The organism is Arachnia propionica, assembly GCF_003932785.1.
Classification (GTDB): Bacteria; Actinomycetota; Actinomycetes; order Propionibacteriales; family Propionibacteriaceae; genus Arachnia; species Arachnia propionica_B.
The window spans coordinates 17,575-29,747 of the sequence record NZ_RQYT01000016.1 but is presented as its reverse complement, the minus strand read 5'-3'; the positions used below and the strand labels follow the sequence as shown (position 1 = coordinate 29,747).

The following is a 12,173-nucleotide window of genomic DNA, read 5'->3' as shown; positions in this document are numbered from 1 at the left end:
TTCGTTCATTGGGCCGCCGTTGGTGCCCAGATCACTTCCGAAGGAAGCCACAAGGAGAAAAGATGCAGTCGTCATCGCTGCGCAGCGCCCCCCGCCGCGCGCTGGCTGCGGTCACGGGATTCCTGCTGGCCTCGTCGATGCTCGTCATCGCAGGTCACAGCCAGGAGGCCCATGCCGAGGAGAACAGCAGAATCACCTTCACCGACCTCCGTTTCGACGAGACGAACGCCGAGGGCGTCGTCCTCGACGACGGCACCCTGAAGGTGGGCAGCCGCGTCAAGTTCAGCATGAACTACGACGCTTCCCGCGCCGACGCCAAGCCGGGTGACTCGTTCAAGGTCACGCTGCCGCGGCAGATGTCGATCCGCGAAGAGGGCACCTTCCCGATGAAGGCGGCCGACGGGACCGAGGCCGGTTCCTGTGTGCTGAAGAACATCCATCCCGCGAGCGGGCAGCCCTGGTACAAGAACGTCCCTGAGGTGACCTGCACCTTCGGGGAGGTCATCCGCGGGATGCGCGACGTCGCGGGCAGCCTCGAGGTGATGCTCAGCGTCGTCGACATCAGCGACAGCGCCGAACTCGACGTCATCGCCAACGGGTCAACCAAGCGGGTTCCTCTGCCCTACGACAAGCCCGTCGGCCCCGACGAGTTCAAGGCCAGCGGCGGCGCCAGCAAGTGGGCCAGCCCGCCCGTGGCAGGTGCGAGGAATGTCCGGTGGACCATCTACGCCGGCGGCCCCTGGTTGGCCAAGAACTACCAGCCCGGTGAGTCCGTCCGCATCATCGACAGGGTGCGCCCCGGACACCAGTTCATCACTGATGCCGCCGCCGGCGAGCTCGCGACCCTGAACGAGGTCTGTGCCGACCGGAGCGTCCCCCACGGCTACAAGTCCGTCGAGGTCGCACGCCAGGGCAAGGACCTCGGCAAGGGCTTCAACCTCAACGTGGTCATCAACGCCGAGAAGACCGAGATGCAGGTCGAGTACTCGGGTCCCTTCAAGCAGGAGTGCAACTACAACTACGCCTACGCCACATCCTTCCCCGGTGGTGGAACGGTCATCCCGGGTCAGACCTACTCCAACTCCGGTGAGTTCGTGGGCAAGGCCCGCTCGTTCTCGGTGAAGACCCACTACGTGCAGACCTTCGCTGCGACCATCCACTACCGCAAGGGATTCGGCTCGTTCAAGGTGCTCAAGCTGGTCTCCGGGGCCGGATTCCCTGCGGACCAGAAGTTCGACGTGACCATCCACTACGAACTCCCCGAGGGCAGGACCGCAGCCGACTACCCGGACTGGACCGCGCCGTCGAACCCGACGACCTACACCGTGACCGTCGGTGCCGGCACCGTCTACGAGGCCAGCTTCCCCGAGGGCACGAAGGTCTCCCTCACCGAGAAGGTCATCTCCGCCAATCCCGCTCCTGAGACCGGTCTCTGGGGTGACTACGAGTTCTCCTCCGAGGATCCTGCGGTGACGGTGTCCGAGGACGGCCAGCGGGCCGACTTCGTCATCGTCGACCAGAAGGCCCTGGCGGTGGAACTCACCAACACCTGGCTGCCGAAGGAGTTCGCCCCCTTCAAGGTCACCAAGGCCGTCGTCCCCCAGGGGATCGGCGCGGACCTCGACTTCCCCGTCACCTACGAGTGTGACTCGATGGGCAACCGCAACACCCCCGCCACCGGCCGGCTGAACCTCCGCGCCGCCGTCGAGACCACCGTCGGTGAGTTCCCGCTCGGCACCACCTGCCGCATCACCGGCGAGGACGACGTCGCCATCGCCGACTTCACCCTCGAGTCGAAGGACCTAGGCACCCCCGTCGTCATCGCCAAGGGCTCCGAGAACAAGGTCACCGTGACCAACACCTACCGCCCCAACACGGTGCCCGTTTCCGTCGGCGACTTCGTCTGGTACGACGTCAACCGCAACGGTCTCCAGGACGAGAACGAACCGCCCGTTGCCGATGTGACCGTCTCCCTCCGCGAGGCCGACGGCACCGAGCTGCGCTCCGCCACGACCAACGCCGAGGGTTACTACTGGTTCAGCGACCTCATCTCCGGCACCCCCTACCAGTTGGTGTTCTCCCTCCCCGAGGGGCTGTCGTGGACTGGTCAGGACCTCGGTGACGATGCCAGGGACTCCGATGTCGACGCCGCTGGTGTGGTGCGGTTCGTCGCACCGACCGAGGGTGCCAACGCGGTCGGCCCGAACAAGGCCGATGATCCGTCGCTCGACGCCGGTGTGGTGGGTTACAACCTCGTGCTCACCAAGACCCTCACCTCGAAGGGCACCGTCCACGTCGGTGACATCGTCACCTTCGAGCTGACCCCCCGCAACGAGGGGCCCTCCGCCTCCATGGGCTCCTGGACCGTGACGGAGATGCCGCCGTCGGTGCTGCGGGTCGTCGAGATGTCCGGCACCGGGTACACCTGTGACGTCGCCGCCCTGACCTGCACCCACGAGGCGCCCCTCGGGGCGGGTGAGACGGCCGCTCCGGTCGTCGTGAAGGCCGAGGTCGTGAAGGACTTCAACGGGTCGGTGCGGAACCTCGCCCACGTCGCCCCTGACGCCAAGGACGCCCTGCCCGAGTCGAACCCGCTGGTCAAGCCCGAGCCCAAGGACCCCAACAACGTGGACGTCAACACCGCCACGACCGGCACCGACAACGACGCCCACGCCGACGTGACCACCGAGTCGCGGGTGTCCATCGGTGACTTCGTGTGGCTCGACGTCAACCGCGACGGTCTCCAGAGCGAGGGCGAGGCCCCGGTGGCCGGGGTCGCCGTGGCGCTCAAGGACGCCTCCGGCGAGGTCGTTGCGGAGACGGTCACCAATGACAAGGGCTACTACTGGTTCAACAACCTGGTACCCGGCGCCGCCCACGAACTGGTGTTCACCGCACCCGAGTCCTACGGCTGGACCGGTCAGGACGTCCAGGGTGGGGACGACGCCAAGGATTCCGACGTCGATGCCGTCGGTGTGGTGAGGTTCACGGCCCCCGCCAAGGGTGTCAACGCCGCCGGGCCGGAGGTCACGGACGATCCGAGCCTGGACGCGGGTCTCGTGAAGCTCAACCTGAGGCTGACCAAGACGCTGGACGAGTCCTCCAAGGAGGTGGTCCTCCCCGGCGACGAGGTGGTGTTCAACCTGGTGCCGCACAACGACGGTCCGGTCGACGCCCTTCCCGGGTGGAGCGTGGTCGATGTCCTGCCCGCAGGGCTGAGCGTGGTGCGCATGGAGGGTGAGAACTACACCTGCGACATCACCACGGACGCCTCGCGCCCCGTGTGCGTCTCGTCGGTGGCCCTGCCCGCCGGTGCCGACGGCGCCGTGGTGAAGGTGACCGCCAAGGTCGCCGATCAGGTTCCGGCCGCGGCCATCGACTCCGGTTTCGTCAACATCGCCTACGTGGTCCCGGCCCCGTCGGAGGTCGTCGAGGTCGTGCCGCTGGGTGAGAACCCGGGCGCGAACCCGCCCGCCGAGACGCCGACCGACAACGACGACGACGAGCCGCTGAAGCTCGGCCGGGTCTCCATCGGCGACTTCGTGTGGGTCGATGCGAACCGCGACGGTCAGCAGACCAAGGGCGAGACCCCGGTCTCCGGTGTCCGCGTCGTCCTGCGGGACGGGGCCGGCGTCGTGGTGGCCGAGACCGTCACGGATGCCGCCGGGTACTACGGGTTCAAGGACCTGGTCCCGGGTGCGGCGTACGAGCTGGTGTTCACCGCCCCCGCGGGCACCTCGTGGACCGGCCAGAACCTCGGCGGTGACGACGCACTGGACTCCGATGTCGATGCCGACGGCGTGGTGCGGTTCACCGCACCGCTCAAGGGCGGCAACGAGATCGGCCCGAACAAGGCCGACGATCCGAGCCTGGATGCCGGACTGGTGACGCCGCTGCCGGACAGGCCGCAGCCGCCGAGCCCGAAGCCGGGTCTGCCCAGGACCGGTCACTGACGCACCGAGGGCCCCGCAGGAACTGACCTGCGGGGCCCTCGGGCTTTCGTCGCCGGGTGCTCACGCCTTGTCGGTCGTGGCCTCCTTGCCCTTGGCCTCCTTCTCCTGGGCGCAGGGGAGCCGGCCGTCGCGACGCAGCCGGGCCACGACCCGGTTGAGGCCCACCGGGGTCAGACCCAGGTAGTTCGCGGCCTGCCGCTGTGAGACCAGGGAGGCGGCGCGGGGCGAGTCCCGGAGGAAGGCGAGGTACCGCTGCTCCGCGTTCATGGTGAGGAACTGGTACTCGCGGTTCATGTGGTAGGTCACGAAGTTGAGCAGGCAGATGTTGAGCAGGGCCTGCCACTTGGCGTACCGCAGCGCGAGATCGGTGATGACCCCAAGAGCCACGCCCACCAGCTGGGACCGCTCCAGCGCGACCCCTCGTTTGCGGGTCCGCACCAGGGGGGAGTCGAAGAGCGGATGCATGGACGTGAGTCCGAGCAGTTCGGCCACCTCCTTCGGGTAACTCCCGATGAAGATGTCCCTCGTCTCCACGTACCCGGCGATCTGCGTCCTGCCGTTGAGCTCGAACTGCACGCTGAGGGAACCATCCATCACCCACCACATCATGGGCTGATGGCCGCCGGGCAGCGGGTCCCCCCGGTCGATCGTCGCGACCACCGACATGGAGGCCAGGGCCCCAGCGTTGGGCAGCGCCCCTCCGACCATGGTCTCGAGCTGTCTCATGAGTCGGCTCTCGAAAGGGCTCCCGACGAGGGGTTTCACAGCACGCATGGTCGTAGTGTAGGCCCGCTTGCCCGTCGCCAGGCCGAAAGGTCTCAGGTCAGGTCCCGTCGAGTGATCACGTGGCGGTGACATCGGCTGAAGGTCTCAGGGGCGGGTCGTGCCAAGGTCTTGCCCCACCCGCGACTTTCGGGGCCGGTGGACTGATGGCAGCGAACGACTGCGTCGATAACGTGGAGGTGATTTCTGAGCGAAGGAGAGGCCCCACCATGACCGTTCATCCCCCAGCGGCCGTGCGAGCCGCATGCGGCACCCAGAACCTGACGAAGGTGTTCGGGGCCGACGGTCCACGCCCCGTCGTCGCGGTCGACAACGTCAACCTGGCGATCGCCGACGGTTCGTTCACGGCCATCATGGGCCCGTCGGGATCAGGGAAGTCGACCCTCATGCACTGCATGGCCGGACTCGACCGAGCCACCTCGGGGGGCGCATTCATCGGGGAGTCGAACCTGTCGACGCTGTCGGAGAAGCAGGTGACCCGCATCAGACGTGACCAGGTGGGGTTCGTGTTCCAGTCCTTCAACCTGCTGCCCACCCTGACCGCTGAGCAGAACATCCTGCTACCGCTGGAACTGGCGGGGAAGAAGCCGGATCGGCAGCTGTTCGACGAGATCGTCGGCTCTCTCGGCATCGGCGACCGGCTCACCCACCGCCCCAGTCAGCTCTCCGGCGGCCAGCAGCAGCGCGTCGCGATCGCCCGTGCCCTGGTCACCCGACCGCAGGTCATCTTCGCCGACGAGCCGACCGGGGCCCTCGACTCCCGTGCCGGGACCGCGCTGCTGGCATACCTGCAGAGCTGCTCCCGTGACCGGGGCCAGACCATCATCATGGTCACCCACGACCCGAAGGCCGCGGCCTACGCCGACCGCGCCCTGGTCCTGTCCGATGGCCGCATCGTCGACGATGTCGCCGCACCGACCGCTGAGATGATGCTGACCAGCCTCGGCCGTCTGGGGGCATGATGCTGCGCGACGCCATCAACGAGATCCGGCTTCGCCCGGGTCGTTTCGTCGCCACCCTGGTGGCCGTGGCCATCAGCGTCGGCTTCATCGCCGCGATCCTCGTGGCGGTGCGCACGGAGGAGAACTCCCTCGCCCGCACCAACGCGCTGCCTGCCGCCAAGGCTGACGTGGTCGTGAGTGACTACTTCCTTGAGCTCGACAAGGCGGAGGAGGTCATCGGTGGCGTCGAGGGGGTCGATGCCTTCGCTCCCGTCCTGGAGAGCCCTGTCCTCGTCAGCAGCAAGAGCGGCAAGGCGAACCTCTTCCGGGTCCTCCCGTTGCCCGAGGAGGAGTTCCGGTGGGCCTCCCTCGTGGAGGGGCAGTGGCCCAGCGGCCTGACCGAGATCGCGCTGGCGGCCAAGGATGCCGCCAAGATCGACGTGAAGCTCGGTGACAGCGTCGAGGTCGGCGGTGTGGAGGGCGAGGTGAAGGTCGTCGGGCTGACCGATGACCCGGCTGGGCTCTCGCCCGGAACCGGATACCTCCCCGCAGAGTTCGGTGCCGAGGCGGACAGCGCGAACTTCTGGCTCATCCGCTCCTCCGACCCGGAGGGCACCGCCGCTCGTCTCCTGGCCGAACTCCAGGGCACAGGTTCCTTCTACAACGACACGATCGTCGCGACGGCGGAGAACTACCGGACGGAATCGTTGAAGAAGCTCACGGGTGATTTCGACGTGTTCCGCAACCTCCTGCTCGGGTTCGCTGCCGTGGCGCTCATCGTCGGCATGATCATCATCGGCAACACCTTCACCATCCTGTTGACGCAGCGGCGCCGCCAGATCGGTCTGCTCCGGGCCGTTGGTGCGTCCTCCGGCCAGGTGGTGGGACGTCTCGTCGCCGAGGCCGTGCTGCTGGGGCTCGTCGGTTCCCTCATCGGTGTGCTCCTGGGTGCCGGCGTCGCCCTCGTCGCCGCCCTGTTCACCGGGGCCATCCACTGGGGGTTGGTCCTCCCGTGGACGGAACTCGCGATCGCCGTCGGCGTCGGGGTGCTGGCGACGGTGCTGTCCGTGGTGGGTCCGTCCCTCGCGGCCACCCGGGTGAGTCCCCTCGAGGCGCTGCAGGTGGTCCCGACGGTGACGAAGGCCAAACGGCTCAGCATCGCCCGAGGCGTGATCTGTCTGGTGCTCTTCGCCGGCGCCGCCGTGCTCATCCTCATGGCCTTCCAGGCGCCGGAGCAGGGGCTGCTCTGGGCACTTCCCGGTGGCGGTCTGCTGTCCATCGCCATCCTGTTGGCGGCCCCCTTCTACGTGCCCTTCCTGCTGCGGGTGCTGGGTGGGGTGTTCTCCTTCGGTGGCCCGACGGTGCGGCTCGCTGTCGGCAACGCGGTCCGCAACCCTCGTCGGGCCTCCGCCACCGCCGTCGCCCTCATGCTGGCGGTCGGGCTGATCGTCACCCTGCAGGTGGCGGTGGCGACGATGCGCAGTTCCGCACTGGAGGCCATCAACGAGCAGTTCCCGGTCGACCTGACCCTGCGCAGCCAGGAGCCTTTGGAGCAGCGTCTCATCGACAGGGTGACCGGCTTCGACAATGTCGAATCCGTCGAGTTCATCCCCTCCAAGGAGGTGCAGGTCGGGGAGGGATTCGGCTCCGACCTGTCCGTTCGCAGCGTCAACCCCGTGGTGACGCAGTGGGAATTGCCGGACAAGATGATCGCTCCGGAGGATGCGATCGTCGTCAACGATGGACTGAACCTCCCTGATGTCGTCGAGCTCCCGGGTGTCGGTCAGCTGCGCGTGGTGCAGTCCGCGAAGGTCGAATCCGGTCTGGCTGCGGTGTCGGAGGCGGTCTTCGAGAAGCTCCCCGGGACCGCTGAGGACCGGGAGGCCTGGGTCAAGCTGAAGGACCGCTCCGATCTCGGGTCGATCCTCAACGACATCGTGAGCCTCATGGACTCAGAGCGGGAGATCACGGTGGGCGGCGGGGCCTTCCCGGCAGGCATCCTGATCAAGATCGTGGAGGTGCTGCTCATCGTGTTGACGGCGCTGCTGGGGGTTGCGGTCGTCATCGCCCTCGTGGGTGTCGGCAACACCCTGGGGCTGTCGGTGCTGGAACGGCAGCGCGAGTCGGCGCTGTTGCGGGCCCTCGGCATGCAGCGGTCGTCGTTGCGGGTCATGCTGCTGGTGGAGGCCCTGCTGCTCGGGGTCGTCGGCGTGGGGGTCGGCATCCTCGCGGGCGCCTTCTTCAGCTGGCTCGGGGTCACGACGACCCTCGGCATGATGCCGGAGGGCTCCCGGGTCGACGCGGTGTTCTCGGTCGACCTCCTCTACACCGGTGGTCTCATCCTCGTCTGCCTGCTCGCGGCCGCTCTCGCGTCGGTTCTGCCTGGTCGCAAGGCCGCCAACGCCACACCCACCGAGGCGCTCGCCGCTGAGTGAGCGGGTGCGCCACCCCTGAACCGGGCCAGTCTGACCCCCCCATTACTGGCCCTCCGGGTCCGGGGCGGGATTCCCTTCGTGGAGTCCCGCCCCGGACCTTTGCCATCCGCGGTGTCGGTAGCAGGAGTGGTTCAGTGGAGGCATCAAGGTTGCCCTGGCACGAGGTCCGCCCTCCCCGCCCACCCCGCCAGGACGTCGCTTCGTGACCGGGTTGGTTTCGCCTGCCTTGTCCCGGGTTCGCCTGTCTTGGTTGGGGCTCGCCTGCCTTGTCGGCGGCTCGCCTGTCTTGTTCGGCAGGCGAAGTGAAAGAAGACAGGCGTTTCCGATCCAAGGCAGGCGAACCAGCGCGCTGGGGAGATCGACGGGGGGTGAGAGGGGCGGTGTCGGGGTGGTCATGAATCGCCGCTTTGCTTCGGTGAGCCCGCGATGTCAACGGTGCCAGGGAAGCAGGACGGCGATTCGTGGCCTTGGTGGTGGAGGCGCCTGTCCGGAGCCCACGTTGGCCGCCTGCCTGAACCGCCTCCAGGGTTGTCCATACCGTCCATACTGTATATGCTGTACATATACAGAAAGGAGGTGGATGTGGACATCATCCTGTCCAACACGAGCGGGACGCCGATCTACGGTCAGATCAAGGACCAGATCAAGGCGGCGATCCTGCGTGGTGAGGCTGCGGAGGGGGAGGCGCTCCCGTCGATCCGGGTTCTCGCCCGGGACCTGCGGGTCAGCGTCATCACCACCACCCGTGCCTACGCCGACCTCGTCGCCGAGGGATTCCTCATCAACGTCCCCGGCAAGGGCTACTACGTCCAGCCCCGCGACACGGAGCTCGTCCGTGAGCAGGTGCTCCGGGAGATCGAGGGGCTCATGGACGACGCAGTCGCCCGGGCCCGGCTCGCCGACATCCCCGACGACGACCTCCGGCAGATCCTCGACATCGCCCTCGACACCCAGGAGAACTCATGACCCCCTCGCCCTTCGTCCTCTCGGCCGTGACGAAGCACTACGACGGCTTCAGCCTCGGGCCACTCGACCTCGAGGTCCCGCGTGGCTACGTCACCGCGCTCGTCGGGCCCAACGGGGCCGGGAAGACCACCGCCATCAAACTCGGGCTCGGGGTCTGCCTGCCGGCGAGCGGTCGGATCCATCTCATCGACAAGACCCGCGTCGGTGTGGTCCTCGACACCCCGCCGTGGCCGAAGCACTGGAAGGTGGGGGAGCTGGGCAAGTTGCTCGGCCCCTTCTACCCGAACTGGGATCAGGCCCGCTTCGAGCGGCTCGCCCAGTGGGCCGGGGCGGAGATGAGGAAGAAGATCGGCGAGCTGTCCCGCGGCGCGGGCATGAAGCTGCAACTGGCCTTTGCCCTCGCTCTCGGCGCCGAACTCCTCATCCTCGACGAGCCCACCAGCGGTCTCGACCCGCTGGCCCGCACCCAACTCCTCGACCAGGTCGCGGAGTTCATGACCGACGAACGGCATGCCGTGCTGTTCTCCAGCCACATCACGAGCGACCTCGAGCGCATCGCGGATCGCCTCGTCGTCCTGGAGTCCGGGCGGGTCACCCTCGCCGGGCAGCTCGACGACCTGCGGGAGCAGTGGGCGCTGGTGCGTGGCGGGGTCCAGAGCCTCACCCCCGATCTCGCGGTGTTCCTCCACGGGATCCGGCGGCACGCGATGGGCTGGGAGGCCCTCGTTGCGGCCCGGGACCTGGCGCTCTGCGGCCCTGACATCGTCGCCGAGTCCCCCACCATCGAGCAGCTGCTGCTGCATCTCGTCAAGGAGCCGGTCCATGCGTGAGTTCAAGAAAGTTCTCCGCGTCGACCTCCAGGGGATCAGTTGGTACCTGGGGGCCCTGGTCGTGGTGCTGCTCGTCCTCGGGGTCCTGGGACACTTCGGGGCCTGGGAGGTCGTCTTGACGCCAACCGGGGCGGCGGTCTTTGCCATCCTCTTCGTCCATGCGATCTTCACCGCCCGTCGTCCGGGCTACCCCCTCGGCGTCTTCGAGCTGCTCCCGGTGCGGCCCAGGACGGTCCTGCTCGCCCACTACACCGTCGCCGTCACCCTCCTGATTCTCGCCATGGTCATGCATGTCGGCCTCCTGCTGGTCTTGGAGAGGCTCGGCCATGCCCTGCCGGAGCACTGGGTGGAGAGGGCGATGTTGTTGTCGGGAATCGGTCTGCTCTTTCTGGGGGTGGCACTGGCGTTCCACTGTTCCGTCTCCTCGGGCCGCGCCACGTGGGAGCTCTGGTTGCCCGTGGGGGCCATCTCGCTGATTCTGCTCGTCGGGAGCGTCTTCCTGCGGATGGTGTGGGGTACGTCGGGCATGTGGGGCCCGCTGGTCGCCGGGGTGCTGGGGATCATCGTCTCATTCCTCTTCTCCCTGCCCTTCGTCGAGAAGGAGGCCCGATGAAGGGGTACATCCCGTCCCTGGTCCGGCTGGAACTGTGGTGGGCGCGGCGGCTCCTGGTCGCCCTGCCGGTGCTGGGCGTGCTCTGGGGCCTCGTGGCCAGCCAGCTGGGAGGCAGCCTGATCCCGTTCCTGGCGATCGGCAGCCTCATCCCGGTGTTCGTGGCCATTCTCACCCCGTTCGGTGAACTCCACCTGGATCTGCTGCCGGTCCCGCGTCGTCACGTGGTGCTGGTGCGTGGGCTCAGTGCGTTGGTGGTCATGCTCCTCCTGTTCGTCCTGATGCTGCTGGGTGTGTTCCTGTGGGAGGCCGTGGGGGTGGCGACGGTGACCGGGGAGGTGCCGCCCGAGCACTGGCCCGCCAAGGTCGCGGGCCTCACGGGGGCCTTCCTCCTCATCGCGGCGCTCGGATGGTGGCTGCTCACCGGTTTCGGCCCCAGCCGGTGGGTCATGCCTCGACTCCTCGGGGTGATCGTCCTCTTCCTCTGCGCGGTCCGGGGAGCGGAGTGGGCCGTCAGTCGGCTGCGTCCCGAGCAGTTGGTGCCAGCGGGCATCGCGACGGGTTGGACGGCCCTGGCCGTCGGGGTCCTGGTCTACCTGGCCGTCCTCCCGCTCATGGCCCGGGCGGCCGAACGCAGGGACCGCTGACCGCCCGTCGCCCCTCCTCCCCCCACCCCCGGATTCGCCTGCCTTGATGTGGAAACGCCTGCCTTCTCGCAATTCGCCTGCCCAACAAGACAGGCGAGCCGCGAGAATGGCAGGCGAACCGATCCCAGGACAGGCGAACCCGAGTGGGGGACCCTCTATGCTGGGCTGCCATGAGCTCTGACAGCCGCCTCGTCCTGTGCCGCCATGGCGTCACCGACTTCACCCTCACCGGGGTCTGGGATGGGCGAGGCGGTGCGAACCCGCCGCTCAACGACCAGGGACGGGCCCAGGCCGAGGACCTCGCCGAGCGGGTGTGGTCCTTCCTCGGTGACACCCCGGTGCGGATCATCTCCTCCTCCCTGGCGCGTGCCCAACAAACGGCTGCCATCATCGCTGCCCGCTACGGGGTCGAGGCGGAGACCGACCCGGCCTGGGATGAGCTGGCCTTCGGGGAGTGGGACGGGCGTCTGGGGACGGACCTGCGCGCGGAGTTCCCCGACGAGATGCTGCGGTTCTGGTCCGACGAGACCTATCGCCCGCCGGGCGGTGAGTCGCACATCGAACTGCACGCCAGGGCCCGCATGGCCTTCGACCGTCTGCTCGACGAGGGCGGTACGACGGTCGTCGTCGCGCACTGGGGTCCGATCATGAGCTGCCTCCAGGCAATCCTCGGAATCGATCTGCTCCCTGCCCGTCGGATCAACCTCGCGGCAACCTCCATGACCTCGTTCGTCAACAGCTGGCAGGGGCCGCTGGTCGAGTTCGTCAACGACATCGGGGTCCGGCAGACCGTGCACTGAGAGGGCGCGCGGACAGGCGCACCCTCTGAATCGCCCTCGTCGTTGATTTCGGCCAAAGGGATGACGCCGTGGGTGTTACTCCTGACCATCCCGCAGTTGCGTGGCGCTCCGCGGGGGTGACGGGCCCGGACCCTCTTGAGTCGACGGTGGATGTGTTGCAGCATGGCCACTGTCCTCGACTTTGTCCAAGGTGTGGAGTAAGTGGCGT

The 12,173-nt window shown here is 67.7% G+C and carries 9 protein-coding genes; 8 read left to right on the top strand and 1 reads right to left on the bottom strand.

Annotated elements, in window-relative coordinates; all coding sequences use genetic code 11:
• Nucleotides 1-62 precede the first annotated feature (62 nt).
• The gene (locus EII35_RS08305) at nucleotides 63-3,953 is read left to right on the top strand and encodes an SdrD B-like domain-containing protein (protein ID WP_125227999.1); all 3,891 of its coding nucleotides are present in this window, start codon (nucleotides 63-65) and stop codon (nucleotides 3,951-3,953) included.
• 60 nt (nucleotides 3,954-4,013) lie between these two features.
• On the opposite strand, the gene EII35_RS08300 is transcribed toward EII35_RS08305, so the two are convergent.
• The gene (locus tag EII35_RS08300; RefSeq protein WP_125227998.1) at nucleotides 4,014-4,727 is read right to left on the bottom strand and encodes a Crp/Fnr family transcriptional regulator; all 714 of its coding nucleotides are present in this window, start codon (nucleotides 4,725-4,727) and stop codon (nucleotides 4,014-4,016) included.
• 218 nt (nucleotides 4,728-4,945) lie between these two features.
• Between EII35_RS08300 and EII35_RS08295 the strand changes: the two genes are divergently transcribed.
• The 7 genes from EII35_RS08295 (at nucleotide 4,946) to EII35_RS08265 (ending at nucleotide 11,965) form a co-directional block, all read left to right on the top strand.
• Nucleotides 4,946-5,698, top strand: coding sequence for an ABC transporter ATP-binding protein (locus EII35_RS08295; RefSeq protein ID WP_125227997.1), 753 nt, complete (start codon nucleotides 4,946-4,948; stop codon nucleotides 5,696-5,698).
• Complete coding sequence (locus EII35_RS08290; RefSeq protein ID WP_125227996.1) at nucleotides 5,695-8,112, top strand: ABC transporter permease; 2,418 nt, start codon at nucleotides 5,695-5,697, stop codon at nucleotides 8,110-8,112. Before EII35_RS08295 ends, EII35_RS08290 begins: the two co-directional genes overlap by 4 nt.
• A gap of 582 nt (nucleotides 8,113-8,694) precedes the next feature.
• Complete coding sequence (locus EII35_RS08285; protein ID WP_221739714.1) at nucleotides 8,695-9,078, top strand: GntR family transcriptional regulator; 384 nt, start codon at nucleotides 8,695-8,697, stop codon at nucleotides 9,076-9,078.
• Entirely contained in the window at nucleotides 9,075-9,908 is an 834-nt protein-coding gene (locus tag EII35_RS08280) for an ATP-binding cassette domain-containing protein (protein ID WP_125227994.1), read from the top strand. Before EII35_RS08285 ends, EII35_RS08280 begins: the two co-directional genes overlap by 4 nt.
• The gene (locus EII35_RS08275; protein WP_125227993.1) at nucleotides 9,901-10,521 is read left to right on the top strand and encodes a hypothetical protein; all 621 of its coding nucleotides are present in this window, start codon (nucleotides 9,901-9,903) and stop codon (nucleotides 10,519-10,521) included. Before EII35_RS08280 ends, EII35_RS08275 begins: the two co-directional genes overlap by 8 nt.
• On the top strand, nucleotides 10,518-11,165 hold the full coding sequence (locus EII35_RS08270) for a hypothetical protein (RefSeq protein WP_125227992.1): 648 nt from the start codon (nucleotides 10,518-10,520) through the stop codon (nucleotides 11,163-11,165). The genes EII35_RS08275 and EII35_RS08270 overlap by 4 nt, the downstream gene beginning before the upstream one ends.
• A 170-nt stretch (nucleotides 11,166-11,335) precedes the next feature.
• Nucleotides 11,336-11,965: a histidine phosphatase family protein gene (locus EII35_RS08265; protein ID WP_125227991.1), complete on the top strand. Its 630-nt coding sequence runs from the start codon at nucleotides 11,336-11,338 to the stop codon at nucleotides 11,963-11,965.
• The last annotated feature ends 208 nt before the right edge of the window (nucleotides 11,966-12,173 follow it).